This is a genomic window from Pseudoduganella sp. LjRoot289 (assembly GCF_964252925.1).
GTDB lineage: Bacteria > Pseudomonadota > Gammaproteobacteria > Burkholderiales > Burkholderiaceae_D > Rugamonas.
Genome location: NZ_CAXUPN020000001.1, coordinates 1,340,815 through 1,366,913 on the forward strand (window position 1 = coordinate 1,340,815; position 26,099 = coordinate 1,366,913).

Here is a 26,099-nt window from a genome sequence, read left to right on the forward strand (position 1 = left end):
CGCATGAGCACCAGCATCAGCGCCAAAACAGGGGCCGGAACAGGAGCCAGCACAGGGTCAAGAACAGGGGCCAGAACAGGGGGCGACGTCAGGATCGACACCAGGACCGACACCAGGGCCAACCCCAGGGCAAGCGCCAGCAGCGGTGCCGGCGCCAGCGCCGCCGTGCAAGAACTGCGTTCTGGCCTGCCGCTTAAACGCATCCGTGTATGGGACCTGCCGACGCGGCTGTTCCACTGGTCGCTGGTGCTGGCGGTGAGCGTGGCGGTGGGCACGGGCCTGATCGGCGGCGATCTGATGCCGGTGCACGGCTACGCGGGCCTCGCCATCGTCGGGCTGGTGGCGTTCCGCTTGGTGTGGGGCGTGGCCGGTTCCGCGCATGCGCGCTTCCTCAACTTCGCTCCGACGCCAGCCCGCCTGCGCGCCTATTTCAGCGGCAGCTGGCAGGGCCACGGCCACAATCCGGTGGGCGCGCTGTCGGTGTTCGCCTTGCTGGTGCTGCTGGCGGCGCAGGCCGTGACCGGCCTGCTCGGCAACGACGAGATTTCCTTCGCCGGTCCGCTGGCCAGGCTGGTCGAGGAATCGACTTCGCTGCGGCTCACCGGCCTGCACCAGCAGTTGGCCTACGTGCTGCTGGGATTCATGGCCTTGCATGTGGCGGCGGTGCTGGCTTACCTGGCCGTGCGCAAGACCAACCTGGTCAAGCCTATGGTCACGGGATGGAAGGAAGTGCCCGGTACGGCCGGCGGCCATGGCGTCCGCGCAGGCTGGCCCGCGCTTGCTGCGGGGCTTGCCATAGCAGGGCTGGCGACGTACTACGCCAGCGGTGCGGGATTCTAGAAAGTATCTAGCGTAAGAAAGGCGACATCATGACGACACTGACTTTTGACAGCATCAATTATTCCCCGCGCCGCGCCGCGGTGCGGCGCAGTGCCCGCCCGGCGCCGCGCGCGGTGCCGGCGAAGGCTGTGCCGCAGCCCACGGCGAGCGCCGTGCGCACCGATTTGCAAGCGGCGGGATTGCGCAACAAGGCAGGCCTGGCGGCGCTGGCCGGCGCCACCTTGCTGCTGCACGCGGCCGTGATCGCGGCGCTGCACCAGGTGGGGCCGGTCGAGCCGCTGCCGGTGAAAACCGAGCCGTTGGCGCTTGAATTCGCGCCGCCGCCACCGCCGCCGCCGCCGGAGCCGCCCAAGCCGCAGCCGCAGGTCGCGAAGGTGGTCCCCGTGCGTGCCGCGCCACAGGTGCCGGTGGTGAGCCGGACAGTCGACAACGGCCCGCCGACGGCGGATACGGTGCAAGTGGCCACCGCGCCGCCTCCGCCGGTTCCGGCCCCGGTGGCGGCGCCGCCCGCGCCTCCGCCGCCGGAACCTGTGACCGAGCCGCGCGGCTTCGCCGGCTACCGCAACAATCCGCCGCCCGAATATCCGGCCCTGGCGCAGGACCGTGGCCTTCAGGGCCAGGTGATTCTGAAGGTGCAGGTGCTGGCGTCCGGCCGCGCCGCCGTTGTCACGGTCGATAAATCGAGCGGCCACAAGATACTCGACGATGCCGCCGTCAAGGTGGTGCAGGGCTGGACCTTCGACCCCGCGAAGCGCGGCCAGACGCCGATAGACGGCTGGGTCAAGGTGCCGCTGAATTTCAAACTTTCCTGATTCCTTAATCCTGTTTAACGAGAGCGCTATCCATGTCTACCAACTACCTCGAACTCATTGTGCAAGGCGCCCTGTACGCATTGGTGCTGTTTTCCGTCGTCACCTGGGTGCTGATCGTCGCCAAGGGCGTGCAGCACTGGCGCCTGAGCAAGCGAGACAAAGCCTTCGGCAAGGCCTTCTGGAGCGCCAGCTCGCTCGACGCGGCAGCCTCGCTGGCCAGCGGCGCCAGCCCCAAGGCACGCCTGGCCGAAGTCGGCTTCGAAGCGCTGTACGTCGGCGACGCCGACGCCGGCAGCGACCTGGAACACAGCTGGGACAGGCAGGAACTGCTGGAGCGCTATTTGCGCCAGCAGATCCAGAAGGAGTACCAGTCGCAGGAGAGCGGGCTGGCGGTGCTCGCTTCCATCGGCAGCACGGCGCCGTTCGTCGGCCTGTTCGGCACCGTGTTCGGCATCATCCACGCGCTGGGGGCCATCGGCCAGAGCGGTTCGGCCAGCATCGACGTGGTGGCGGGACCGATAGGCGAGGCGCTGGTGGCGACCGGGGTAGGCATCGCGGTGGCGGTGCCTGCGGTGCTGGCCTATAACTTCTATGTGCGGCGCCTGAAGGTGTCGGCCGCCGAGCTGGATAACTACGCGACCGACTTTGTGAACCTGGCGCAGAAGAACGGCTTCCGCGTCGCCAAACCGGCGGGCAAGGGCACGGGCGCAAGCCCCATCCGCCCGGCCGCCGCACCAGCGGGAGCATACGCATAATGGCCTTCTCGACCGGCAGGGACAGTAGCGACGTGGTCAGCGAGATCAACATCACCCCGCTGGTGGATGTGATGCTGGTGTTGCTGGTGGTGTTCATCCTGACGGCGCCGCTGCTCAATAACGCGGTGCGCATCAATTTGCCGAAGACCGCCACCACGGCGCCGCCGACGCAGAGCAAGAGCGTCACGGTCAGCGTGGACGGCGAGAACCGCATCTTCATCGACAAGCAGGAGGTCGACGCGGCAGCGCTGGAGCATGACCTGCGCGAACTGGTGCGGCGCGATCCGGAACTTGCGCTCAGCCTGCAGGCCGACGCGGGCGTGCCTTACCGTGCCGTGGCCAAGGTGATCGCCAATATACAGCGCTCCGGCGTCAGCAAGTTGTCCGTGCTGACGGAGCCGGGCGGCTGAGGAGCGGCGCGGGGAACTTCATGACCAATAAGAACAAGGGCCGGCGCACCGCAGCGCTGGCAACCGGGGCTTTCGCGGCTTTCCTGGCGGCGGGCGCCTACTTCTGGCTGGCGCGGGCAGCGGTGCCGGAGTGGATGGACGGCAGACCGGGGAGTAATCAAGATAGTACGCAGGGCAGCGCAAAGGGCACCGGGCAGGGCGCCGCGCCGGGGACCGCACCGACGCCTGCGGGCCGGGCCGGCGCTGTTCCGCTGGTGAGCGTTGCAGCGGCGCAGCGGCGGGACGTGGCGATCCAGGTGCAGGCCAACGGCACTGTCGTACCGCTCAGCAGCGTCGAGATACGGCCGCATGTGAGCCGGCTGGTGCGCCAGGTGCATGTGACGGAAGGCCAGACTGTGGCGGCCGGCGCCTTGCTGTTTTCGCTGGACGACCGGGCCGAGCGCGCCCTGGTAGACCAGGCGCGCGCGCGGCTTCTGCGCAACGAGGCGGCGCTGGCCGACCTTGAGCGCCAGTACAAACGCAGCCAGGAACTGGCTGCGCAGCGCTTCATTTCGCCCAGCGCAGCCGAGGCCTTGCAGACGCAGGTGGAAGGGCAGCGCGCGCAAGTGCAGGCCGACCAGGCGGCGCTGCGCTCGGCCGGTGTGGAACTGAGCTACAGCAGTTTGCGGGCGCCGTCGGCGGGACGCATCGGCTCCATCAACGTCTATCCAGGCAGCACCGTGCAGGTGAATGCCGTGCTGGCGTCGGTCACGCAGATGGACCCGATCGGGATCAGCTTCACGGTGCCCGAGAGCGGCCTGGCGGGGCTGTTGCAAGGACAGCGCGACGGCACTGCCGAAGTCAGCGCAACGCTGCCGGAGCCGGCGCGTACCCTGCGCGGCAAGCTCAGTTTCATCGACAGCGCGGTCGACTCCGTGGCCGGCACCATACGCGCCAAGGCGCAATTCGCCAACGCCGCCGCGCAGCTGTGGCCGGGGCAGTATGTGCAGACGACGGTCACCCTTGGCAGGCTGCGCTCGGCGGTGGTGGTGCCGCTGGCCGCCATCGTCACCGGCGCCAGCGGCTCGCGCGTATACGCGGTGGATGGCGGGCAGCTGGCGCAAGCCAGGCCGGTCAACGTGCTGCACACCTTCGGCGCTCTGGCGGCAGTGAGCGGGCTCGATGCGGGCGAGCGTGTCATCGTCGAGGGCAAGCAGAACCTGCGGCCCGGCGTCAAGGTGAAAGTGGCGCGCGGGGCCGAAACCGTGGACGCCGTCGCTGCGGTGCCGGATGCCGATGCAGGCGCGGAGCGCGTTCGATGAATCTCTCGGAATTATGCATACGCCGTCCGGCGCTGGTGGTGGCGCTGTCGTTGACGCTGGTGGCGGCGGGCGTGCTGGCCTGCCTCAAGCTGCCGATCGCCGCGCTGCCGAGCTATAACACGCCCGTCATCAACGTCAACGCCGAATTGCCGGGCGCCAGCCCGGAGGCGATGGCGTCGTCGGTGGCGCTGCCGCTGGAAAAACAGTTTTCCACCATCGGCGGCCTGAGCCTGATCACCTCCAGCAGCGCCTCCGGCGCCACGTCGCTGACGCTGGAATTCGATCCCGGCGTCGACATCAACGTGGCCGCGCTGGACGTGCAGGCCGCGCTGCTGCGGGCGCAGCGCGCGCTGCCGCAGGAGATGACGGAGCTGCCGTCCTACCGCAAGACCAATCCGGCCGACGGCCCGACCGTGTTCGTGGTGCTCAATTCGCCGTCCCTCAGCCTGGCCGAGCTGAACGACTACGCGGAAAACCTGATGGCGCCCAGCCTGGCTACGCTGGAAGGCGTGGCGCAGGTGAACGTGAATGGCCAAAAGCGCTTTGCCGTGCGCGTGAAGGCCAACCTCGAGCGCCTGGCCGCGCGCAACATGACGCTGGAGGAGCTGGCGGCGGCCGTGCGGGCCGCCAACGCCAACTCGCCGCTGGGCGTCATCGAAGGGCCGCAGCAGCTGATGACGATACAGGCGGACGCCAAGCTGATGCGCGCCGCGCAGTTCAGCGAACTCATTATCGCCACCCGCAACGGTTTGCCGGTGCGGCTGAAGGAAGTGGCCGCGGTGGAGGACAGCTACCAGTCGGTGCGCACCAGCGCCAATTTCAACGGCGCCAGTTCCGTCGTGCTGCAGGTGCAGCGGCAGCCCAACGCCAACACGGTGAAGGTGGTGGACGCGGTGCGCCAGCTGCTGCCCCGCTTGCAGGCACAGTTGCCGTCGTCGATCACGCTGACGCTCAGCGGCGACAGTTCGCTATCCATCCGCGACGCCATCCATGACGTGAACATCACGCTGGCGCTGACCGTGGTGCTGGTGGTGCTGGTGATCTTCCTGTTCCTGCGCCGCGCCGCCGCCACCCTGATCCCGGCGGTGACCTTGCCCTTGTCCTTGCTGGGCGCCATGGTGCTGTTCCAGTGGCTGGGCTACAGCCTGAACAATGTGTCGCTGCTGGGGATCACGCTGGCGGTGGGGCTGGTGGTGGACGACGCCATCGTCGTGCTCGAAAATATCGTGCACCACACCGAGCGCGGCGCCTCGCCGATGAAGGCGGCGCTGGTCGGCGCGCGCGAGATGGGTTTCACCATCGTCTCGATTTCCATTTCACTGGTCGCCGTGTTCATCCCCATCTTCTTCATGCCGGGCGTGATCGGCCTGCTGTTCCGCGAGTTCGCGGTGGTCGTGTCGCTGGCGGTGCTGGTGTCCGCCGTGGTGTCGCTGACGGTGGTGCCCATGCTGGCGAGCCGTTTGCTGCCCGCGCAAAAGCCGGACCGGGTGGAAGGCGGGCGGCTGGGGCGGGTGTTCGAGTCCGGATTCTCCGGCCTGGCGCGCGGCTACCAGCGCACGCTCGACTGGAGCTTGCGCCGGCGCGGGCTGGTGCTGCTGGCGGCGCTGGGCAGCCTGGTGCTGACGGTGGTGCTGTACCTGGATAGTCCCAAGGGCTTCTTCCCGGAGGAGGACCTGGGCCGCATCCGCGTCATCACCGAGGCCTCCGAGGACGTGTCGCCGCAGGCGCTGCAGGCCTTGCAGGACAAGGTGGCGGAAAAATTCCGCGCCAACCCCAACGTGCTGACGGTGCTGTCGTTTACCGGGCCGGGTGGCCCGGGCGGCGGCAACAGCGCCTCCAGTGGACGCATGGTGATGGCGCTCAAGCCCAAGGGCGAGCGCGGGAAGCTGTCCGTGGTGGTGGACTCGCTGCGGCGCGACGCGCGCACGGTGCCGGGCATCGCGGTGTACCTGAGTCCCCAGCAGAACCTGCAGCTGGGTGGCCGCAGCAGCAAGAGCCGCTACCAGTACACGCTGCAAAGCGTCAGCCCGGACGCGCTGGAAGGATGGGCCGAGAAGCTGTTGCAGGGCATGCGCGCCGATCCGATTTTCCGCGACGTCACCAGCGACACGCAGAACAAGGGCTTGCAGGCCAGCCTGGAGCTGGACCGCGACAAGGCCAACGGCCTGGGGGTGCGCATGGCGGATGTGCGCAGCGCGCTGTTCCTGGCGTTCGGCGAGCGGCAGATATCGACCATCTACGCGCCGAGCGCCAGCTACCCGGTGCTGATGGAGGCGGGGGACAAGCAGTACCAGGAATCGCTGGGCAAGGTGGGCGTGCGCGGCGACGGCGGCGCGCTGGTGCAACTGTCGAGCATCGCCTCCGTCAAGCGTACGGTGGGTCCGACGGCGGTCAACCACCAGGGGCAGCTGCAGGCGATTACGCTGTCCTTCAACCTGGCGGCCGATGTGCCGCTGGGCGTGGCCACGGAGCGCATCGCGCAGATAGGGCGCGACATCCAGCTGCCGGCCTCGGTGATGACCAAGTACGGCGGCGAGGCGGCCGTGTTCCAGGACACGCAATCGGGCCAGCTGTTGCTGATCGGCGTGGCGCTGGTGGCCATCTATGTGCTGCTGGTGGTGTTGTACGAGAGCTACATCCACCCGCTGACCATCCTGGCGGGGCTACCTTCGGCGGCGGTGGGCGCCTTGCTGACCTTGCGCCTGTGCGGCATGGACCTGACGCTGATCGCCACGATTGGCATCCTGATGCTGATCGGTATCGTGAAGAAGAACGCGATCATGATGATAGACTTCGCGCTGCACGCGCAGCGCACGCAGCGCGTGGCGCCGGAGGAGGCGATACGCGCGGCCTGCCTGCAGCGCTTCCGGCCCATCATGATGACGACGCTGGCGGCGCTGATGGGGGCCTTGCCGCTGGCTTTCGGCCTGGGCGCGGGCGCGGAACTGCGGCAACCGCTGGGGCTGGTGGTGGTGGGAGGTCTGGTGTTTTCGCAGGTGGTGACGCTGTACATCACGCCGGTGATCTATCTGGCGCTGGACCGCTACAGCGGCACGGGGCCGATGACGGATCAGGAGCTGGCGGCACATATGGCGACCGTTGCGCCGGTGACGCTGGTTGCGGCGCCACCGGAACGGAAGACGGGGTAGTTAGCTGGCTGTGCCGTCCCCGCGCACGGGCGGACCCATGCTGAGCCTCCATGTCCGCCCAGTATGGATCCCCGCCTGCGCGGGGATGACGAGGCGCAGGCGGGGACGGCAGGGGGCAACTGGTGATCGTCGCGGGGATGACGATCAGGGCTGCGGATTCCAGCCGGTGCCGTTGTTGAAGGCGCTGAACACCAGGGCGCGGGTGGCGTAGCCTGCGGCCACGTCGCCTGCGCTGAGCTGGAAGCCGCCGACGCGCGCAGCCAGGTTCAGCGCATTGCCCGCCATGTCGGTGCTGCCGTATTCGCGCCAGCCGCTGGCAGCGGTCGCCGTGCCAGGATTCGGCGCCGGCTGGTTGTTCACGCCCAGGCCAGCCCATCCTGCCGCCGCGACGTGCGTGTCCATCTTGCAGTTGACGAAGGCGATGTTGTCCCACACGGTGGCGACGCCGGAGCTGCGCGCCAGGTAGGTTGCGCCGTTCGGCACGTCGCCGTGCAGCGGGCCGGGACCGGCGCCGTGCGTCAGGCTGCTGTTCAGGAAGACGTAGCCCTTGTCCGTGGCGTTCGGTACGCGCGCCTGCAGGATGTAGCCGCCGGCGGTGGCGCTGGTGGTGTCGCCCACCGAACGGATTTCGCTTTCCTCGAACAGCGCCGCGCGGCTGCCGCCCCAGATGAAGTCGACATTGCCCGCGACCAGGGAATGATGGAACCACGACCAGCCTTTCAGGTTCAGCGTGTCCTGCTCGCTGAGGAAGCTGGCGTTGGTGGCGACCAGGCGCCCGGCGTCGCTGTTGAAGTACATGGCTTCAGCCTGCCCCGAGATGGACGCGGAGCGCAGCGTGGTGTTGCGGACCGTCAGCGTGTCCAGGCGCAGCATGTCGGCCGTCTCCACCAGCAGCACGGAACGTCCGCCGGCCGCCGTGGCGCTGCCTCCCGGAGCCTGGCTGGCGCCGGAACCGGTGTTCAGCGTCTCGTTGTTGGTGTATTGGATCACCGCGCCGTCGCGGCTCTCGCCCTGGATGGTCACGTTGTCCTTGCCGCGCAGGTAGAGCAGTTCCTGGTAGGTGCCGTTTTTCACGACGATGGTGACCGGCGCCGCCTTGTCCAGTTCCTTCATCGCGAAGTTCAGCGCGCCCTGCACGGTGCTGAAGTCGCCGCTGCCGTCGGCAGCCACGGTGAGGCTGGCCGATACGGCCGGCGCGGCGGCGCGGGTGGCGAAGCTCCAGCCGCCAAGCTTGCCGATGCCGACGAACGGGGTGCCGCCCAGGGTGCCGACGATGGTGCCGTTGGCGATGGCCACATAGTATTCCGCGCCGTAGGCGAGGCGGTTGCTGTGCGGCCGCACGGTCAGCGTGTTGCCGCTGATGGTGATCGGGGAGGTGTTGACCTTGCGGATCGCGGTCTGGCCGGCGTAGCCCAGTTCATCGGTCTCGCCGCTCAGCTTGATGACGTCCATCAGCGCGTCGTCGGACTTGCGCAGGATGCGGATGGTGCCGCCGGTGCCCAGCGCAGGGGGGCTATCGAAGGTCAGGCGCAGGGCCGCATCGACGTTGACGCCGTCCTGCAGCGCGGCGGGGCTGGCCAGCCCGGTCAGCGGATAGGTCTGGGTCGGCTGGACGAACTGCGGCGCGATGGTGGCGGCGATGCTGCGCTTGAGCGTAGGGTCGGAACCGCTGACAACGGTGATGGCGGCGGTGCCGGGACCCACGGGCGTCAGCGTCAGCGTGCCGCCGCTGATGCCGACGGCGACCACGGCCGGATTGCTGGAGCTGGCCAGGTATTCGTCCTGCGTGCCGTCCGGCTTGGCGGCGGTGACAGCGAACTGCAGCGGCGCGTCGCCCGCTTCGGCCGCATAGCTCGAGACGAAGGGGTTGAGCGTGAGCTGCGAAGGCTTCAGGCTAGGGTCGCCGATGCGCACGTCGTCGATCTGGAAGGACTTGTTGGCGGTGTACAGGCCGACCAGGCCGCGGGCGCTGAAGGCCGCGTCGGTGATGGTACCCAGCGATTCGCCGTCCAGGTAGATGGTCAGGCTGCTGCCTATCATCTCGAAGCGGATGGTGTAGAACTGCGTGTCCAACGCGATCGGCTTCTTCACCTGCTTGGGCCGGGTCAGGACGTTGTTCAGCATCTTGGCGATTTCAACCTGGGTGTTGGCGGTGGAGCTCTGCACATTCAGGCCGCCGCCGTACCAGTTGGTGGCGTTCAGGTAGCGCGTGATCAGGAAGATCTGCTTGTTGCCCGTGGTGCCGTTGGTCAGCGGCTTGATGCGCGCTTCGACGAAGTAATCGCCGCTCGGCACGGCCGTCATGGCGCTGGACTTGATCAGCGCGAGCACGCCGCCGGTGGTGGCCGCCGTGTACTGCAGCACCTTGTTGGTGGCACCCACGTTTTCAGCCTTGACGCTGAAGGTGCCGTTCGGGCCTGCCAGCGGCAGCAAGTCCCAATTGTCGCTGCTGCCGTTCTGGAAGTCGTCGCAGAAATACAGGCCGGTGGCCGGGCAAGTCAGCGTGACGCCCGGATCGACGGTGACGTCGCCGGTGCCGGTGATGGTCGTGGCCAGCTTGCCGCCGCCGGCCTGCGCCAGCACGTTGGCTTTCACCAGCGCCGTCGGGCGCACGCTGAAGGCGTACGGCGGGGTCCAGCTGACCAGGTTCGATACGGTGCAGCCGGCCAGCGGGGCGCCGTTCAGCAGCGAGCCGGTGTCCTTGAAGGTGCCGGTGGCGGTGCCGCCCGGATTCTTCACCACTTGCGAGCAGCTTGTCGTTCCTGCGATCTCGAACATATTGCCGTTCGAGAGGATCTTCGAGTTGTAGCCGGCGCCCACGCTGTACTCGTAGCCGTAGAGGGGCTCGCTCTTGCTGCCCACGAAGTAATTGTTGAACAGGTGGACCTGGCCGTAGCGCACACGCGGCGAGCGGCTGGTGACGTCGCGGAAGATGTTGTTGCTGAAGGTGATGCGCAGCTTGCCTTCGTCGGCGGTGGCACTGTCGCTGGAACCGATCAGATTGTTCTTGTGGTGCATCGTGAAGACGTTGTAGGAGGCCGTCACGTAGTCCGAGGCGTTGGTGATGTCCAGCGAGCCGTCGTGGCACTGCTTGATCATGCCGTTTTCAATCGGCAGCAGGTTGTCGGTGACGGGAACGTCGGTGAAGGTGACATGGTCGACCCACACGTGGTCCGAACCGGAAACGGCGATGCTGTCGTAGGCAGAGTTCCAGTTGCCGGTGTCGCCGTCGTTCGGGTCCCAGATCGGGCCGACGTCGCACGGGCTGACGATTTTCAGGTTGCGGATGATGACCTGGGAGATGTTGGTGACCTGGATGTGGCCATTGACGATGCCGGCGTTGGTGCCGTCGCCGATCAGGGTGGTGTTGGGCTTGAGGCGGATCGCGCCGCGCGCGGCCTGGTCGCCGGTGTTAGCGTAGGGCACGCCCTCGCTCATGTCCACCGTGCCGACCAGCTTGATGATCTTGGCATTGCTGCCGCCGTTGTTGAGGGCCGCGAGCAGTTGCGTGCGGTTGGTGACGGTGTAGATATAGCTGCCGATGGCGGCCGAACCGCCGGCGGTGCCGCCGGCCTGGCTTGCCCAGCCGTCGGCTGGCGCGACCTGGCGGGCCGGGTCGATGGCGGCGCTGTTTGCGTGGATGCTGGCGCCGCTGGCGGCGAGCAGCGTCGCAAGGCAAAGCGCGGCCTTGAAACGGAAGTGTCTCATTTTGTGCTCCTGGTGCAGGACTCGGATATGGAATTGCTGATTTGCAGCGCTATGCGCGCGGTTTGCGGCGGCGGACCAGGGCGATGGCACCCACGCCGGCCAGCAGCACCGACATCGTGCCCGGCTCGGGCACCGCGCCCGCCTGCGCCGCTTCGATGCTGGCGGTAACCGGCAGGAAGTCGCCGCTCCAGGTGAGTGCGCTCAGGTCCACTCCGAGCGCGCGGCCGCCGTCCAGTATCGAAAACAGGGGCAGGCCGCCGACAGCGCTGGCGTCCAGCAGCTTGAAGGAGGTGATCGGGCTGGCCAGGCTGGTGAAATCGAAGCGGAAGCGGTAGTCGCCGGGAGCGACCGCGAAACCGCTGTTGTTGTAGATGGACAGGCTGCCGTCGGCGCCGAAATCGAAACCGAACACGGCGTCGGCGCTGAGGAATTCCGCCGTGATGGCGTCCGGATCGAGCTTGGTGGTGTTGCCGCCGGCCGAGACGCTGTAGCCATTGTCGAAGCCCAGCATGGCGGCGGAGCCGTTATAGGTGGCGGTGATGCTGGCGTCTTGCAGCGGCAGCGTGGTGGCGTGCGCGCCTCCCGCAGCTGCAGCTGCGACGCCCATGGTCGTGGCGGCCATGATCGCAGCGCGCGCCAGTGTCTCCCGTATTCTTGATTTCATATGTGCTCCAGGTGGTGGGACAGCGGAAAAGAATCAGCGTCCGGCCCGGCCGGTCACTGTGGAGACACCTCGCGTGTCCGATGCCGCGTCGACGAGGGCTGGCAGCCGAGGTCTAAGCGTGGAGTGACTTGCATATTGCATTCTACTTCTGGTCAACCGATTCTACTTTGGCCTGACCAATAATTCAAGCGAGATATTTGACATTCTTTTAAGCAACTTTTCACCTTGCTGGACGGCGCAATTTCGTGTGCTTGCGGTAGAACGACTCGAGCTCGGCGCCGATCAGTTCCTGGCCCGACGTGACCATGAAGTCCTGGAAGGCGGCGGCGATGCGGGGGAGCGGCTGGTCCACCAGGTGCATCACGTGCCAGTCGCCCTCGACCGGGCTTTCCTTCATCGGCAGGATGTCGAGCAGGCCGGCCTCGAACTCCAGCGCGCAGGCGTGCACGGAAACGAAGCCCACGCCCAGGCCCGCCGCCACCATGCTCTTGATCGCCTCGTTGCTCGACACTTCGGAGCCGAAGTGCAGCGTTTGTCCGGCCTCCTTGAATACGCGCTCGACCGTGGTACGGGTGCCCGAACCGCGTTCACGCACCAGCAGGTTGGCCTGCACCACGTCGTCCAGCGCGACGCGCTTCTTTTTCATCAGCGCATGTTTCGGGCTGGCGATGAAGGCCATGGGATGGTGGGCGAAACGCGTGGCGTGGATGCGGAACTCGCGCGGCGGCGTGCCCATGATGGCCAGGTCGATTTCCTTGCGCGACAGCATGGCCACGATCTCGCTGCGGTTGCCGACGTTGAGCTTCATGCGCACATTGGGCCGCTCGGTGGTGAACTTCACCAGCATGGACGGCAGCAGGTGCTCGGCCGTCACCACCGCGCCGATGCGCAAGGTGCCGCTGCTCACGCCGTGCAGCTCGCCCAGTTCGTCGCTGGCCTGTTCCCACAGCTGCAATATGCGTTCGGAAAATTGCAGCAGCACTTCGCCAGCCGCCGTGAGCTGGATGTTGCGGCCGGATTTGCGGGTGAGGGCGGTGCCTGCAACTTCTTCGAGTGCGCGCAGCTGCGCCGAGATGGCCGGCTGCGTAACATGCATTTCCTCGGCCGCGCGTGAAACGCTTTCATGCCGGCCCACCAGGACCAGCGCCTGGAGCTGGCGGAAACTCGCGTGATACATAAGCTATTCCTTATCAATCAGTAGAAATAAGTAATTTTTGTTTTCCTTTTGATGCGACTATATTAACAGTCAGAAGGAGGGAAAAATCATGAAAACCATCGTTATCGTAGGCGGAGGCGCAGGCGGCCTCGAACTGGCAACCCGGCTTGGAGATTCCATGGGCCGCAAGGGCCGCGCGCGGGTGATACTGGTCGACCGTTCGCCCACGCATTTCTGGAAACCCTTGCTGCACACGGTTGCCTCCGGCAAACGCGATCCGCAGGTGTTCCAGATCGAGTACTCGGCGCAGGCGGCCGAACATGGCTTTACCTTCATGCACGCGGAGCTGCGCTCCGTTGACCGTGCAGGCCAAACGCTGGAACTGGCGCCGTGCTTGTCGGACGACATCGGCGAAGCGCCGGCGGTGCGCAGCCTGGGCTACAGCACGCTGGTGCTGGCGCTGGGCGCGGTGACCAACTTCTACGGCGTGCCCGGCGCGGCCGACAATGTCTGCACGCTGGACAATGTGCGCGAGGCGAAGAGCTTCTACCGCCGCTTCTTCGGCGCCTGCGTGCGGGCCAGCGAAGGCGGGGACAGCAAGGTCAATATCGTGATCGTGGGCGGCGGCGCCACCGGCGTGGAGCTGGCGGCGGAACTGGGCTACAGCGCGCGGGCGCTGGCCAAGTACAAGATACACACGCTCGATCCGGCGCGCGACGTGCGCATCACGATACTGGAGCGCGGCAGCCGTTTGCTGCCGCATCTGCCGCCGGAGCAGTCGGCGCGCGCCGAGGCCTATCTGGTTTCGCGCGGCATCGAGATCCGCAACGGCACCGGCGTGACACAGGTGGACGCGGACTGCGTGCACGTGACCGAGGGCGACGGCCCCGAGACGACGCGCCCGGCCAGCCTGACCTTGTGGGCGGCCGGCGTGATGGGACCGGCCATCTGCACCACGCTGGGCCTGCCGCTGAGCCGCATGCGCCAGATCATGGTCAAGGCGTCGCTGCAGTCGGTGGACGATGCGAACGTGTTTGCCATCGGCGACTGCGCCAGCTTCGTCTGCCCGGTCAAGGGCGCGGCGCCGCCGCGCGCGCAAGTGGCGCATCAGCAGGCCGTGTTCCTGGCTGCGGCGCTGAGCCGGCGCGAAGGCAAGCCGCTGCCGGAGTTCAGCTACCGCGACTACGGCTCGCTGGTGTCGCTCGGCCCCGTGGCTGCGGTCGGCGTGCTGCTGGGCGGATCGGTGGGCAGGCAACTGCCGGTGAGCGGCGCGCTGGCCAACGTCCTGTACGGCCTGATGTACCAGAAGCACCTGATGGCGCTGCACGGCTTCGTCCGCGCCGCCGCCGTCATCGTGGCAGACTGGCTGCGCAAGCGGATCTCGCCGTCGATCAAGCTGCATTGAGCTAGCGCAAGGGAATGGCCGGATTTCGAGCGATCGCTGGCCATTCCCGCGACAATGTCCGCTCCACCTGCGCGCGCGAGTCACGCCCGCAGCTGAAAGCGGAGCATAATATATGGGCGCAGGACTTGGCGAACGGGTATGTTTCGGACGAACGGCTGCTCAACGGTCGCATGCGTTCCGTCATTGCGATGCTGCCGGTTTGGACCGGGCAGTCGTTCGGTCGGCGATTGTTGCGGACATTGTGCACCGCCAGCGTTACCTGGTCAGCGGGCTTAATTGTGGGCGTGTTCTGGTCGGCGAATTGTTTCTGGACTATGCGGCATACCAATTCTTGGATGGATCGATCAATGTTGGACGAATCACGACTATCGGGAAGGGCTCTTCGGCCGGATGAGCAGAAGGTGCTTGTTCGCTTGCTCGACATGGCCGGCTGTTCCGCCCAGACGCAGTTGCTGAACCGCCGGGTCGTAGATATGAATGATGGCGGCATGGGCAGCGTCCGGTTCATATCACCTTCCGGCGGCGCCCATGGGTTTGGCCAATGCGTGGCCGAGGCCCGATATGCGGATGCCGATGGCGTCCCGGTTTTCATTGCGCTTAACCTTGACGATCTCGGGGACCTCTACGAGCTCGATTTTTGGAAGGCAGACTTCTCGCCCCTGCGAACCTACCCTTCGCCAGACCAGTTGGCGCCTGTGGAAAGCGTGTGAACGGTAATATTTGACGCGCGATGAATGCCGAAAATGGCTATCATGGCGGCATGACTTCCGCTTCTGCACCCATCGCCGTTCCCCGTCCCCATATTTTCACGCTCGCCTGGCCGCTCCTGATCGAACTGTTCCTCGCCGTCGTGGCGGGCGTGGTCGGCACGGCTCTGGCGGCGCGTTTGTCCGATACCCACGGCGCGGCTTTCGCCATCGCCAACAATATCTCGGTCACGCTGTTCATGCTGTTCCGTATCGTCGGCTCCGGCATCGGCGTGGTCATCACGCAGAACCTGGGCGGCGGCCGGCGCGACATGGCCGACAAGGTGGCGCTTGCCATGCTGGGCGCGAGCACGTGGCTGGGCGCGCTGACCGCGCTATTGTGCCTGGCCGGCGCCGGCTGGCTGCTGCGTGTCATGCACGCGCCGGCCGAAGTGCTGCCGCTGGCCGCGCCTCTCCTGCAGATGCTGGGCATGGCCATGCTGTTCGACGCCTGGAACGCTTCGATGGCGAGCGTGATGCGCGCCCACCTGCGCACGCGCGACACGCTGGTGGTGCTGGTGGCCATGCACCTGAGTCATCTGTTGCTGGCGGTGCCGCTGATGCACGGCTGGGGCCCGCTGCCCGCCATGGGCTTGTCCGGCTTCGCCGCGGCGCTGCTGGTCAGCCGCGTGCTCGGCCTGGCGCTGCACCTGATGCTGTGGCGCAGCCATCTGAATATCCATCCCGTCGCCGGGGACTGGTGGCGATTGCGGCGCGCCGAACTGGCGGCGGTGCTGCACATCGGCATACCGGCCGCCGCCGAGAATATCGCGTGGCGTCTGGCCTTCATGGCCAGCATGGCTGTGGCCGGCTTGCTGGGCGCGCAGCCGCTGGCCACGATGGCGTATGTCCACCAGGTCGGCGGCGTGGTGGTGATGTTCAGCCTCGCCACGGCGTTCGCGGTCGAGATCATGGTCGGCCACATGATAGGGGCGGGCGAACTGCGCGCGGCGCATGGCCTGGTGCGAGGGGCGCTCGGACGTGGGCTGGTGGTCAGCGGCGTGATTTCGGGCGGCGTGGCGCTGGCCGGTCCTTGGCTGCTGGGCTTTTTCACGCAGGACCCGGGCATCATCGCCAGCGGCAGCCGCTTGCTCTGGCTGGCGGTGCTGCTGGAGGTCGGCCGCACTTTCAACTTGGTCGTCATCAACGCGCTGCGGGCGGCGGGCGATGCGCGTTATCCGGTGGCGGCGGGTGCCGCGTCCATGGCCATTGTGCTGGCGGGAGGCAGCTGGCTGCTCGGCATCCACTTCGGCCTGGGGCTTACCGGCTTGTGGATCGCCTACGCCGCCGACGAATGGATACGCGGCCTGATGATGTGGCGGCGCTGGTCGGTGCAGGCCTGGGTGCCGCACGCACGCGCGGCGCGGCGCAGGTTGCGCGCGAAAAGTGGCGCCGTGTGACTTTGTGTGACTTTTGAACGAGCGGATTGCGGCACAATGTCGGCTTTTCCCCGCATGGAGATGTTGTGAAGAGACGCCGGACAACCGGAAACCTGCAATCCGCACGCCGGGCATGCACCGCCGCCGTGCTGTTTGCGGCCGCGCTCGCGGCCGGCTGTTCCCGCTCGGAGCACTGGCAGGAGGAAGTGCGGCTGGCCAGCGGCCAGGTGATCATGGTGCAGCGCCAGAGCAGCGACAGCGCCGCCTCGATCCGTTTCTTCCTTCCCGGCCAGCCCGGCCAGCCCATCGTATGGCACTCGCTGCATGACGGCGGTCCGCTGCACATGGAAAACCCGGTGGTGCTGGACGTGGAGAACGGCGTGGCGGTGATCTACACGGTGGTCTCCACTTCGCCCGGCTGCCGGCTGTTCACCAAATACAGCAACAGCGGCGCCGGCTGGCGCGAAGAAGTGCTGCCCGACCGCTTCAAGGGCCGCGACATGAACCTCTTCATCCTCAGCGGCCTCGATATCGGCGACATCGTCACGCTCGACCAGAAACGCCGCGAAAGCAGCGCCATCTCCTATTCCCGCTCCCTGCGCTTCCTCGGCCCGGCCGACAAGGCCTGCGCGAGCTGATTTCGTGCATAATCCATAGCAGGCAAGCGTCGCCGGCTCGATGGAGAACTGGTTTGGCCCACACTGATAAACTGGCATGGATGCGGCGCTTCGCGCGCGGTGTGCCTGCAGTCTTATTGACTACCTTGATGGCCGCTTGCGGCGGTGGAGGAGGGGGCTCGGCCGCTACGGCGCCCGTTACCCCACCCGTTACTCCGCCTGCGGACGGCTCTTTTGCCGACACGGTCTCCTACTCGGGCGCTGCCACCGGCGCGCTGGCGTCCGGCGCTGAGCGTGCGGCGGTGGTGAAGGCGCAGCTGACCCAGAACGGCGCGCGCATCGACTACACCGCAACCACGGGCCACCTGACGGCCACCGATGCCCGCACCGGCCGTGCCGCCTCCTTCTTTTACATCGCCTACACGGCCGACAACGCGGATGCCGCGCGCCGCCCGGTCACCTTCTTCTACAACGGCGGCCCCGGTTCGGCCAGCCTGTGGCTGCATCTCGGCTCCTTCGGCCCGAAGCGCATCGCCACGCAGATACCGTCCAGCGTCATCCTGACCGATCCGCAGCTGGCCGACAATCAGGAAAGCCTGCTCGACACCTCGGACCTGGTGTTCGTGGACGCCGTGGGCACCGGTTATTCGCAGGCCATTGCGCCCGCCAGCAACCAGGACTTCTGGGGCGTGGACAGCGACGCGGCGGGCTTCCGCGATTTCGTGCAACGCTACGTCGCGGTCAACAAGCGGCAGGCCTCGCCCAAGGTGCTGTTCGGCGAGTCCTACGGCACCACGCGCACGGCGGTGCTGGCCAATCTGCTGGAAGTGGCGGGCACGAGGGTCGATGGCGTGGTGCTGCATTCGGCCGTCATGGACTACAACGCGAACTGCGGCGTGCTCGATCCCGGCTCGGTCAGCTGCGAAGGCTATGTGCCAAGCTACGCGGCCACCAGCGCCTACTTCCGGCTGAGCAACCCTGTGCCAGCCGACTTGTCCGCCTTCCTGACGCAGGTGCGCGGTTTCAGCTCCACCGATTATCGGGCGGCGGTGCAAGCCTACCTGTCGCCTTTGCGCACCGCGCCGCCGCAATCGGTGGTGACGCAGCTGGTCAATTACACCGGCTTGCCGGCGCTGCTGTGGCAGCAGGATCTGAACTACCGCCCCGAGAATTACCAGCGTAGTCTGATGCCGGGCCAGCTGCTGGGACGCTACGACGCGCGCGTATCCGGCGCCGCCAACGGCCCGCTGGGCGTGGACGGCGACCCCTCGCTGACGGTGGTGAACGCGGCCTTCGTGAACTCCATGCGCAGCTATCTCGGCGCGACGCTGAAGTACAGCGCGCCCACGGCCTACCTGAACTTCAACAACATCATCGACCGCTGGGTGTTCCGGCACGACGGCAAGGAGCTGCCGGACACGATACCCGACCTGGCGGCCGCGATCACGCTGAACCCGCGCATGAAGGTGCTGGCGCAAAGCGGGTATCATGATCTGGCGACGCCGTTCTACCAGACCGAGCTTGATATGGCGCGGCTGGGCAGCAATCCGAACGTCCAGATCCGCAACTATGGCAGCGGGCATATGATCTACCTGGACGACACTGCACGGCGCGCGCAGAAGGTGGACCTGGCGGCGTTCTACACCAGCATGGCAGCGGGGCGATGATGAAGATTTTCGGTAGCGTACTTAGGATGGCGGCGCTGGCGGCGCTGGTGGAACTGGGCACGGCGGGTGCGGGCCACGTGTCCGCGCAGGACTTTCCGCGCGATCCTTATGTGCCGCCGGCAAAGCGCCTGCCGTCGCACGAGCGCCCGGCGGCGGGGGAGGCGCTGCGGCAGCAGGCCTTGGCCAAGCTGAAGCAGCGCTTCGAGCAGGCCGACCTGGACGCCAGCGGCGCGCTCACCGAGGAGGAGGCGCGCAAGGCCGGTCTGGGCTTCGTCGCCAACCATTTCGCGCAGATCGACACCGCCCGCAGCGGCAAGGTCAGCTTCGACGACCTGCGCCGCTACATGGCCCAGCGCCGCAAAGAGGCGATGTCCCAGCCGCAGCAGTGAACCGGACTGCCGGCAAGCGCTGGGGCAGCCGCTGGTGCCGCCCGGGATGCAGTGTGCCCGTCCGGCTCCAATCAGCATCAGCATTTGTGGGGCACCTCGAATAACCGCCAGTTTTGTCATTCCCGCGCAGGCGGGAATGCATGCTGTGCCTTTGAGCGTGCGACGTACGGATTCCCGCTTTCGCGGGCATGACAGGTATTTCGAAGGTGCCCTGTGGCGCTGCCCGGTCAGGCCGGCGGATACAGGCCGTGGGTGCGGGCGAACAGGCGCGACAGGCCGAGCAGGGCGTCGATGTTGGGCGTGGCGACGCCGACCCGCTGGCCGATCTCGCGCACTGCCCCCACGATGCTGTCCAGCTCCAGCGGGCGGCCAGCCTCGGCGTCCTGCAGCATCGAGGTCTTGAACGCCCCCAGCTTGCGCGTGATCTTGTGCCGGTCTTCCGGCGTCTCGTCGATCTCGCAGCCAATGCGGCGGCCGATGGCGGCAGCTTCGTGCATGGCGGCGATGCAGAACGCGGCCACCAGCGGGTCGTCCAGCAGCCTGTCGGCGGTGGCGCCCGTCATCGCCGAGACCGGGTTGGTGGTCATATTCCCCCACAGCTTGTACCAGATATCGTAGCGGATGCGCTCCGACAGCGTGGCCTTGAAGCCGGCTTGCACGAACAGCTCCACCACGCGTTTTGCGCGTCCGGATACGCCGCCTTCGGGCTCGCCGATGATCAGCCCATGGCCCATCTTGTGCACCACCACGCCGGGTCCGGAGGTGGAAGTGCTGGCGTGGACCACGCAGCCCAGCACGTGCCGCTGGGGGATCGCGGCGGCGATGGCGCCGCCGGGATCGACGCTGGCCAGCGGCGTGTCGTCGGCCCCTGCGCCGAACCACCAGGGCACGCCGTTCATCGCGGGCAGCACCACCGTGTCCGGCCCGAGCAGCGGCGCGATGGAAGGCGCCGCCGCGCCCAGCGACTGGCCCTTGACGGCGACGATCACCAGGTCCTGCACGCCCAGCGCCGCCACCTCGGCGGCGTCGCCCGCGTCGGCGCTGGCGGCGACCGGTGCCTGGTGCCAGCCCTCGCTGCTCTGCATGCGCCAGCCGTGCGTGCGCAGCGCGGCCAGCGTGGCGCCGCGCGCAAGTACACTCACATGCGCGCTCACATGCGCACTCACATGCGCACCCGCGCCGGCGCTACCGGCCAGCCGCGTCCCCAGGAATCCGCCGATGGCGCCCGCACCCACGATGCAAACCTTCATTCCGCCTCCTTGAAAAGTGAGTCGATGATAACGTTAAATCCAGTTGCTGCACCGCAGCGTAAACGCCGATACAATAGAGGCGAACACATAAGAAAAGGAGAGTGACCATGCAGAACCGTCCCTTCATAGCGCCAGCGCGCTTCGACGACCCGGCCGCCGCGCTGGCTCAGGTACAAGCGCTATACGATGGCAGCATACGGCATCTGCGTGAATCCCTGCAGCGTTTTGTCGATGGGGAGACGCCGGCGGAGCATGTGCGCGCCTGCTATCCCTACGTACGCGTGCATACCGATACCGTGGCGCGCGCCGATTCGCGCCTGTCCTATGGTTTCGTAGCCGGTCCCGGCACCTACGAAACCACGCTGACCCGTCCCGACCTGTTCGCGCGCTACTACCACGAGCAATTCCGTTTGCTGCTGAAGAACCACGGCCGGCACCAGCAAGTGCAGCTGGAAGTGGGCATGAGCGCGCAGCCCATCCCCATTCATTTCTCGTTTGCCGAGCATGACCACATCGAGGGCAGCATGGGCGCCGACCGCCGCCTGCTGATGCGCGACGTGTTCGACCTGCCCAACCTGGCCGCGATGGACGACGGCATCGCCAACGGCACGCACGAGCCGCCGTTCGGCGAAGCGCAGCCGCTGTCGCTGTTCACGGCGCCGCGCGTCGATTACTCGCTGCAGCGCCTGCGCCACTATACCGGCACTTTGCCCGCCTATTTCCAGAAATTCGTGCTGTTCACGAACTACCAGTTCTACATCGACGAATTCATCAAGCTCGGACACGAGATCATGGGCCGCTCCGCGCAGGGCGACGACGACTACGTGGCCTTTGTCGAGCCGGGCAACCTGGTGCTGCGCCGCGCCGGCGCTCCGTCCGAGCCGGGCGACGAACTGGGATCGCCCTTGCCGCGCCTGCCGCAGATGCCGGGCTACCACCTGGTGCGCAGGGACGGCAGCGGCATCAGCATGGTCAACATCGGCGTCGGCCCGGCCAACGCCAAGACCATCACCGACCATATCGCCGTGCTGCGGCCGCACGCGTGGCTGATGCTGGGCCACTGCGCGGGCCTGCGTAACACGCAGGAGCTGGGCGACTATGTGCTGGCGCACGGCTACGTGCGTGAGGACCACGTGCTGGATGAAGATCTGCCGCTGTGGGTGCCGATCCCGCCGCTGGCCGAGGTGCAGGTGGCCATCGAGGCGGCCGTGGCCGAGGTGACGCAGCTGACCGGGCATGACCTGAAGCGCGTGATGCGCACCGGGACCGTGGCCAGCACCGACAACCGCAATTGGGAACTGTTGCCGCAGCGCACGCCGGAGCGGCGCTTCAGCCAGAGCCGCGCGATCGCGCTGGACATGGAAAGCGCGACGATAGCCGCCAACGGCTTCCGCTTCCGCGTGCCGTACGGGACGCTGCTGTGCGTCAGCGACAAGCCGATGCACGGCGAGATCAAGCTTCCCGGCATGGCGAACGCGTTCTACCGCGAGCGCGTGGACCAGCATTTGCGGATCGGCATACGCGCGGTCGAGCTGCTGCGCGAGCTGGGCGTGGACAAGCTGCACAGCCGCAAGCTGCGCAGCTTCACCGAGGTCGCGTTCCAGTGATGGCGGGTCAGGTGCCTGCCGTCACGAACCCGTAGGGCGGGTTGGCGCGAGGTGCGTAACCCGCCAGCGCACTAGTACAGCTGGTCCTTCAGCAGCGGCTGGATGATGCTGCTGAAGTCCATCGCGCCCGCGCCGGACAGGCTGTGCAAGCCGTACAGGTTGCGCGCCAGCTCGCCCAGCGGCACCGCGCAGCGGGCGGCAATAGCCGCTTCGGCCGCCAGCCCGAGGTCTTTGTGCATCAGGTCCACGCCGAAGCCGCCGGTGTAGCCGCGCGACGCGGGCGCGTTCTCCATCACGCCGGGGTAGGGGTTGTACACCTCCAGCGCCCAGTTGCGGCCCGAGCTTTTGCCCATGATGTCGGACAGCACTTTGGGATCCAGCCCGTGCGCCGCGCCTAGCGCCAGGGCTTCGGCGGTGCCAGCCATCAGTATCCCCAGCAGCATGTTGTTGCAGATTTTGGCCACCTGCCCGGCGCCGCTGCCGCCGGCGTGGAAGATGTTCGTGCCCATCGCCGACAAATAGGGGCGCGCCCGTTCCAGCGTTTCGGCTTCGCCGCCGACTATGAAGGTCAGCGTGCCGGCCGCCGCGCCTGCGGTGCCGCCCGAGACCGGCGCGTCCAGCGTCTGCAATCCCCGCGCGGACAGCGCCGCGGCGACCGCTTGCGCCGTGGCCGCGGAGATGGTGCTGCAATCGATCACCAGCGCACCGTCGGCGATGTGGGGAACGATGCCCTGCTGTCCGAGATAAAGCCCGTGCACATGGGTGCTGGCGGGCAGCATGGAGATCACCACCGAAGCGCCTTCGACCGCTGCGATGGCGGACGGCGCAGGGCGTGCGCCCGCGCCGGCCAAGCCCTGGACTGCGCTGTTGGACAGGTCGAACACGGCCAGCTCGTGGCCGGCCTTGAGCAGATTGTGCGCCATCGGCGCACCCATGTTGCCCAAGCCGATGAATGCGATATGGCTCATGCTGTTTTCCTTTCGAGTTTCAGTGGATGGTCCTGTTCGGTCCAGACCGGAGCGAAGAAGCCCCCACCCCAGGCGTCGCTGATGTCGGCCAGGCTGGCGGGCTGCCAGCGCGGCTGCATGTCCTTGTCGATGATGAGGGCGCGGATGCCTTCGGCGAAGTCGGGCCGCGCCGCGCACACCAGCGAGACGCCCAGTTCAAGGCGGAACACTTCGGCCAGCGACAGATGCTTGGCACGCTGCTGGATGGCGACAGCCAGCCAGGCCGCGCCGGGCGACCCTTTGCGCAGCGATGTCGCCGCCTTCTGCAGCCAGCGGTCTTCGCTCTCCAGCGACGCGATGCGCAGCACGATGTCGCCGAAGCTACCCTCGCACAAATCGTTGATCAAGTCGTAGTGCTCGCGCAGCGGACTGGCGGCAGCGGGCGGCGCGGATTTCTGCAACTTGGCGAGCAGGGCGCCCAGCAGCCGGTGATTGCTTGCGGACGCTTCATCGCCCGCTGCCGTGGTGGAGAGGGCCGTTCCACGCGCAGCCATGCCGCCCGCAGCCTTCCCGTTCAACGCCGCGCTGGCCGTGGCCGCGCCGCCTTCCCGCGCCCACTGCTGCGTTTGCAGCATGTCGAGCAGGCGCGCCTTGTCGCTGTGCGCGATCCGGTAGTCGGCCAGGCGCGCGAACTGCGCGTCGGCGGCGTTGAGCGCGGCGCCGGTGAGCGCCAGGAAGGGGCCGAGACGGCCGGGAGCGCGGTTCAGGAACCAGCTGCCGCCCACGTCGGGATACAGTCCGATGGCCACTTCCGGCATCGCCAGCCGCGAGCCTTCGGTGACGACGCGGTGGCTGGCGCCGGCCATCAGGCCGATGCCGCCGCCCATCACGATGCCGTGGCCCCAAACCAGCACCGGCTTGGCAAAGGTGTGGATGCGGTAGTCCAGCGCGTATTCGCGGCTGAAGAACTCCAGTGCATAGCGGTTGGCCAGGAGCTCGTCCGCCTGCGGCGACGCGTGGTGTTCGCGCATGGACCTGTATAGCTGCTGCAGGTCGCCGCCCGCGCAGAAGGCCTTGTCGCCCGCGCCTTCGAGCATCACCAGAGCGATGGACGGATCGGTTTCCCATGCAGCCAGTTGCGGTTCCAGCAGCGCGATCATGTCCAGCGACAGCGCATTGAGGGTCGCTTCCGAGTTCAGCGTGGCGATGCCGATGTCGCCGCCGCGTCCGCCGAGTCTGCGGAACCGGACGGGAGCGGCCTGGTCGCGCGGCGATGCGTCCTGCGATGCGTCTTGCAATGCATTCCCCGGCGGCCGTCCCGTTTCGGACGCCGTGGTTGGGGCGAGGCCGCTCATGCCGGCCTCCATTGCGGCGCGCGCTTCTCAAGGAATGCCTGCACGCCTTCCTTTTGGTTGGCGCTGCCGAACAGGCCGACGAAAGCTTCGCGCTCGGCGGGCAGCACATGCGCCATCGGTTGACGGCGGGCGCCCTGGATCAGCTGCTTGCAGGCCTGCACGCTGGTCGGGCTTTGTTTCGCCGCCTGCGCCGCCAGGGCCAGCGCGCGCGGCAGTGCGCCGCCGGTCTCCACCACTTCCTCCACCAGGCCGATGCGCAGCGCGGTGGCGGCGTCGATGCGCTCGCCGCACAAGATCATGCGCTTGGCCCAGCCTTCGCCGACCAGCCAGGCCAGGTTCTGCGTGCCGCCCGCGCAGGGCAGCAGGCCGACCGTGGCTTCCGGCAGCGCCATCTGCGCCTGCGTTTCGGCCACGCGCAGGTCGCAAGCCAGCGCGCATTCCAGGCCGCCGCCCATGGCATAGCCGTTGATGGCTGCGATCGAGACGCCCCGGAACGCGGACAGCGCCTCGAAGGCCGCGCCGAACAGGCGCGCCATCTCGCCTGCCACGGCCACGTCGCCGTCTGCGAACAGGCGCAGGTCGGCGCCGGCCGAGAAGAACTTGGCGCCGCTGCCGGTCACCACCAGGCTGTAGACCGCCGGGTTGGCGTTCAGGTCTTCCACCAGGCGGCGCAGGTCGCGCAGGCTGTCGGTAGTCCAGGTGTTGGCTGGCGGGTTGGCCAGCGTGAGCACGGCGGTGTGCTCCATGATCTGCAATTGCAGGTTGGTGTAACTGGTCACAGGTTTTCCTCCGATGGTGCAAGTTGCAATAGATGCCGCGCCACGATGACGCGCATGATTTCGTTCGTGCCCTCCAGAATCTGGTGCACGCGTACGTCGCGCAGGAAGCGCTCGAGCGGGTAATCGCGCAGATAGCCGTAGCCGCCGTGGATCTGCAAGGCCTCGTTGCAGACCGTGAAGCCGGTGTCGGTGGCCAGGCGCTTGGCCATGGCGCAGTAGATGGCGGCGTTGGCGGCGCCGGCATCGAGCTTGGTCGCGGCCAGGCGCACCATCTGGCGCGCGGCCACCAGGCCGGTCTGCATGTCGGCCAGCTTGAACTGCAAGGCCTGGAACTCGCCCAGCACGCGTTTGAACTGCACCCGCTCGCCCATGTGGCGTTGCGCACTGTTCAGCGCGGCCTGCGCCGCGCCTATTGAACAGGTGGCGATGTTGATGCGGCCGCCGTCCAGTCCCCGCATGGCGATCTTGAAGCCGTCGCCTTCGCCCCCCAGCAGGTGCGAGGCTGGCACGCGCACGCCGTCGAAGCTGATGGCGCGCGTGGGCTGGCTGTTCCAGCCCATCTTCTCCTCTTCGCGGCCGTAGGCGATGCCGGCACTGCCGGCCGGCACCAGGAAGGCCGAGATGCCGCCGGCGCCGGCGCCGCCGGTGCGCGCCATGACCACCAGCGCGTCGGTGGCGCCGGCGCCGGAGATGAAGGCTTTGCCGCCGGTGACCACATAATCGCCGCCGTCGCGTACGGCGGTAGTGGTCAGCGAGGCGGCGTCCGAGCCGGCGCCGGGTTCGGTCAGGCAGTAGGAGGCCAGCTTTCGGCCCGTCGCCAGGTCGGCGATCCATTCTTCGCGCACTTCGGGCTGCGCCCATTGCGCGATCATATTGCTGGCCATGTTGTGTATGGTCAGGTAGGCCGTGGTGGAAGGGCAGGCGCGCGCCAGCTCCTCGAACACCACGGTGGCGTCCAGCCGCGACAGGCCCAGCCCTCCCATGGCCTGCGGCACATACAGCCCGCAGAAGCCCAACTCGCCAGCGTGCGCTATCGTTTGCCTTGGGAAGATGCCCTCGGCGTCCCAGCGGGCCGCCTGCGCGGCCATTTCGCGCGCGGCGAACTGGCGCGCGGCGTCCTGGTAGGCACGCTGGTCCTCGTTCAGTTCGAAGTCCATGACGGC

At 67.3% G+C, this 26,099-nt stretch carries 21 protein-coding genes; 13 read left to right on the forward strand and 8 right to left on the reverse strand.

The features are described from left to right. The first annotated feature begins 3 nt into the window (after positions 1-3). Genes ACSQ8Y_RS05830 through ACSQ8Y_RS05855 form a run of 6 tightly spaced genes read left to right on the forward strand, consistent with a single transcriptional unit; the run spans position 4 to position 7,267 of the window. Entirely contained in the window at positions 4-840 is an 837-nt protein-coding gene (locus ACSQ8Y_RS05830) for a cytochrome b/b6 domain-containing protein (protein ID WP_436265510.1), read from the forward strand. 29 nt (positions 841-869) lie between these two features. Continuing rightward, a complete protein-coding gene (locus tag ACSQ8Y_RS05835; RefSeq protein ID WP_436265511.1) occupies positions 870-1,652 on the forward strand; it encodes an energy transducer TonB in 783 nt (260 codons plus the stop codon). A 32-nt stretch (positions 1,653-1,684) separates the two neighbouring features. Continuing rightward, positions 1,685-2,407 carry a MotA/TolQ/ExbB proton channel family protein gene (locus ACSQ8Y_RS05840; protein ID WP_436265512.1) on the forward strand — a complete coding sequence of 241 codons (723 nt, stop codon included), beginning with the start codon at positions 1,685-1,687 and terminating at the stop codon, positions 2,405-2,407. Further along, positions 2,407-2,817, forward strand: a complete 411-nt coding sequence (locus ACSQ8Y_RS05845) for an ExbD/TolR family protein (RefSeq protein WP_436265513.1) — start codon at positions 2,407-2,409, stop codon at positions 2,815-2,817. The genes ACSQ8Y_RS05840 and ACSQ8Y_RS05845 overlap by 1 nt, the downstream gene beginning before the upstream one ends. A 20-nt stretch (positions 2,818-2,837) precedes the next feature. Beyond that, positions 2,838-4,118, forward strand: a complete 1,281-nt coding sequence (locus ACSQ8Y_RS05850; protein WP_436265514.1) for an efflux RND transporter periplasmic adaptor subunit — start codon at positions 2,838-2,840, stop codon at positions 4,116-4,118. After that, entirely contained in the window at positions 4,115-7,267 is a 3,153-nt protein-coding gene (locus ACSQ8Y_RS05855) for an efflux RND transporter permease subunit (protein ID WP_436265515.1), read from the forward strand. The genes ACSQ8Y_RS05850 and ACSQ8Y_RS05855 overlap by 4 nt, the downstream gene beginning before the upstream one ends. Positions 7,268-7,411: 144 nt before the next feature. Here ACSQ8Y_RS05855 and ACSQ8Y_RS05860 read toward each other — a convergent pair whose 3' ends face one another. The 3 genes from ACSQ8Y_RS05860 to ACSQ8Y_RS05870 form a co-directional block, all read right to left on the reverse strand. Beyond that, positions 7,412-10,975 (reverse strand): pectinesterase family protein, encoded by a 3,564-nt coding sequence (locus tag ACSQ8Y_RS05860; protein WP_436265516.1) that lies wholly within the window; start codon positions 10,973-10,975, stop codon positions 7,412-7,414. A 49-nt stretch (positions 10,976-11,024) separates the two neighbouring features. Next, the gene (locus ACSQ8Y_RS05865; RefSeq protein WP_436265517.1) at positions 11,025-11,639 is read right to left on the reverse strand and encodes a PEP-CTERM sorting domain-containing protein; all 615 of its coding nucleotides are present in this window, start codon (positions 11,637-11,639) and stop codon (positions 11,025-11,027) included. 220 nt (positions 11,640-11,859) lie between these two features. Next, entirely contained in the window at positions 11,860-12,816 is a 957-nt protein-coding gene (locus ACSQ8Y_RS05870) for a LysR family transcriptional regulator (protein ID WP_436265518.1), read from the reverse strand. A gap of 88 nt (positions 12,817-12,904) precedes the next feature. Here ACSQ8Y_RS05870 and ACSQ8Y_RS05875 point away from each other — a divergent pair, with 88 nt between their 5' ends. From ACSQ8Y_RS05875 to ACSQ8Y_RS05900, 6 genes are all read left to right on the forward strand, one after another. After that, the gene (locus ACSQ8Y_RS05875; protein WP_436265519.1) at positions 12,905-14,200 is read left to right on the forward strand and encodes an NAD(P)/FAD-dependent oxidoreductase; all 1,296 of its coding nucleotides are present in this window, start codon (positions 12,905-12,907) and stop codon (positions 14,198-14,200) included. Positions 14,201-14,214: 14 nt separating this feature from the next. Beyond that, on the forward strand, positions 14,215-14,910 hold the full coding sequence (locus ACSQ8Y_RS05880; RefSeq protein WP_436265520.1) for a DUF6984 family protein: 696 nt from the start codon (positions 14,215-14,217) through the stop codon (positions 14,908-14,910). Positions 14,911-14,960: 50 nt separating this feature from the next. Beyond that, the gene (locus ACSQ8Y_RS05885) at positions 14,961-16,346 is read left to right on the forward strand and encodes an MATE family efflux transporter (RefSeq protein WP_436265521.1); all 1,386 of its coding nucleotides are present in this window, start codon (positions 14,961-14,963) and stop codon (positions 16,344-16,346) included. Between the two features lie 65 nt (positions 16,347-16,411). Continuing rightward, on the forward strand, positions 16,412-16,963 hold the full coding sequence (locus ACSQ8Y_RS05890) for a hypothetical protein (RefSeq protein WP_436265522.1): 552 nt from the start codon (positions 16,412-16,414) through the stop codon (positions 16,961-16,963). Between the two features lie 80 nt (positions 16,964-17,043). After that, positions 17,044-18,609, forward strand: a complete 1,566-nt coding sequence (locus ACSQ8Y_RS05895) for a S10 family peptidase (protein WP_436269762.1) — start codon at positions 17,044-17,046, stop codon at positions 18,607-18,609. Further along, positions 18,606-18,998: an EF-hand domain-containing protein gene (locus tag ACSQ8Y_RS05900; RefSeq protein WP_436265523.1), complete on the forward strand. Its 393-nt coding sequence runs from the start codon at positions 18,606-18,608 to the stop codon at positions 18,996-18,998. Before ACSQ8Y_RS05895 ends, ACSQ8Y_RS05900 begins: the two co-directional genes overlap by 4 nt. 227 nt (positions 18,999-19,225) lie before the next feature. Here the strand turns inward: ACSQ8Y_RS05900 and ACSQ8Y_RS05905 are convergent, their stop codons facing one another. Continuing rightward, complete coding sequence (locus ACSQ8Y_RS05905; protein WP_436265524.1) at positions 19,226-20,248, reverse strand: 2-dehydropantoate 2-reductase; 1,023 nt, start codon at positions 20,246-20,248, stop codon at positions 19,226-19,228. A 107-nt stretch (positions 20,249-20,355) separates the two neighbouring features. Between ACSQ8Y_RS05905 and ACSQ8Y_RS05910 the strand changes: the two genes are divergently transcribed. Continuing rightward, entirely contained in the window at positions 20,356-21,855 is a 1,500-nt protein-coding gene (locus ACSQ8Y_RS05910; protein WP_436265525.1) for an AMP nucleosidase, read from the forward strand. Between the two features lie 71 nt (positions 21,856-21,926). Here the strand turns inward: ACSQ8Y_RS05910 and mmsB are convergent, their stop codons facing one another. Genes mmsB through ACSQ8Y_RS05930 form a run of 4 tightly spaced genes read right to left on the reverse strand, consistent with a single transcriptional unit; the run spans position 21,927 to position 26,093 of the window. After that, the gene (gene mmsB / locus ACSQ8Y_RS05915; RefSeq protein ID WP_436265526.1) at positions 21,927-22,823 is read right to left on the reverse strand and encodes a 3-hydroxyisobutyrate dehydrogenase; all 897 of its coding nucleotides are present in this window, start codon (positions 22,821-22,823) and stop codon (positions 21,927-21,929) included. Then, positions 22,820-24,157, reverse strand: a complete 1,338-nt coding sequence (locus ACSQ8Y_RS05920) for an enoyl-CoA hydratase/isomerase family protein (protein ID WP_436265527.1) — start codon at positions 24,155-24,157, stop codon at positions 22,820-22,822. The genes mmsB and ACSQ8Y_RS05920 overlap by 4 nt, the downstream gene beginning before the upstream one ends. Further along, on the reverse strand, positions 24,154-24,936 hold the full coding sequence (locus ACSQ8Y_RS05925) for an enoyl-CoA hydratase (protein ID WP_436265528.1): 783 nt from the start codon (positions 24,934-24,936) through the stop codon (positions 24,154-24,156). Before ACSQ8Y_RS05925 ends, ACSQ8Y_RS05920 begins: the two co-directional genes overlap by 4 nt. Beyond that, entirely contained in the window at positions 24,933-26,093 is a 1,161-nt protein-coding gene (locus tag ACSQ8Y_RS05930) for an acyl-CoA dehydrogenase family protein (protein WP_436265529.1), read from the reverse strand. Before ACSQ8Y_RS05930 ends, ACSQ8Y_RS05925 begins: the two co-directional genes overlap by 4 nt. Positions 26,094-26,099: the final 6 nt, after the last annotated feature.

Excerpts from the sequence above, each read along its gene's own strand:
- ACSQ8Y_RS05905 (WP_436265524.1), bottom strand. The coding sequence starts at position 20,248 with ATGAAGGTTTGCATCGTGGGTGCGGGCGCCATCGGCGGATTCCTGGGG.
- ACSQ8Y_RS05900 (WP_436265523.1), top strand. The coding sequence starts at position 18,606 with ATGATGAAGATTTTCGGTAGCGTACTTAGGATGGCGGCGCTGGCGGCG.
- ACSQ8Y_RS05930 (WP_436265529.1), bottom strand. The coding sequence starts at position 26,093 with ATGGACTTCGAACTGAACGAGGACCAGCGTGCCTACCAGGACGCCGCG.
- ACSQ8Y_RS05870 (WP_436265518.1), bottom strand. The coding sequence starts at position 12,816 with ATGTATCACGCGAGTTTCCGCCAGCTCCAGGCGCTGGTCCTGGTGGGC.
- ACSQ8Y_RS05885 (WP_436265521.1), top strand. The coding sequence starts at position 14,961 with ATGACTTCCGCTTCTGCACCCATCGCCGTTCCCCGTCCCCATATTTTC.
- ACSQ8Y_RS05850 (WP_436265514.1), top strand. The coding sequence starts at position 2,838 with ATGACCAATAAGAACAAGGGCCGGCGCACCGCAGCGCTGGCAACCGGG.
- ACSQ8Y_RS05845 (WP_436265513.1), top strand. The coding sequence starts at position 2,407 with ATGGCCTTCTCGACCGGCAGGGACAGTAGCGACGTGGTCAGCGAGATC.
- ACSQ8Y_RS05830 (WP_436265510.1), top strand. The coding sequence starts at position 4 with ATGAGCACCAGCATCAGCGCCAAAACAGGGGCCGGAACAGGAGCCAGC.
- ACSQ8Y_RS05835 (WP_436265511.1), top strand. The coding sequence starts at position 870 with ATGACGACACTGACTTTTGACAGCATCAATTATTCCCCGCGCCGCGCC.
- mmsB (WP_436265526.1), bottom strand. The coding sequence starts at position 22,823 with ATGAGCCATATCGCATTCATCGGCTTGGGCAACATGGGTGCGCCGATG.
- ACSQ8Y_RS05865 (WP_436265517.1), bottom strand. The coding sequence starts at position 11,639 with ATGAAATCAAGAATACGGGAGACACTGGCGCGCGCTGCGATCATGGCC.
- ACSQ8Y_RS05875 (WP_436265519.1), top strand. The coding sequence starts at position 12,905 with ATGAAAACCATCGTTATCGTAGGCGGAGGCGCAGGCGGCCTCGAACTG.
- ACSQ8Y_RS05895 (WP_436269762.1), top strand. The coding sequence starts at position 17,044 with ATGCGGCGCTTCGCGCGCGGTGTGCCTGCAGTCTTATTGACTACCTTG.
- ACSQ8Y_RS05840 (WP_436265512.1), top strand. The coding sequence starts at position 1,685 with ATGTCTACCAACTACCTCGAACTCATTGTGCAAGGCGCCCTGTACGCA.
- ACSQ8Y_RS05920 (WP_436265527.1), bottom strand. The coding sequence starts at position 24,157 with ATGAGCGGCCTCGCCCCAACCACGGCGTCCGAAACGGGACGGCCGCCG.
- ACSQ8Y_RS05910 (WP_436265525.1), top strand. The coding sequence starts at position 20,356 with ATGCAGAACCGTCCCTTCATAGCGCCAGCGCGCTTCGACGACCCGGCC.
- ACSQ8Y_RS05880 (WP_436265520.1), top strand. The coding sequence starts at position 14,215 with ATGGCCGGATTTCGAGCGATCGCTGGCCATTCCCGCGACAATGTCCGC.
- ACSQ8Y_RS05860 (WP_436265516.1), bottom strand. The coding sequence starts at position 10,975 with ATGAGACACTTCCGTTTCAAGGCCGCGCTTTGCCTTGCGACGCTGCTC.
- ACSQ8Y_RS05855 (WP_436265515.1), top strand. The coding sequence starts at position 4,115 with ATGAATCTCTCGGAATTATGCATACGCCGTCCGGCGCTGGTGGTGGCG.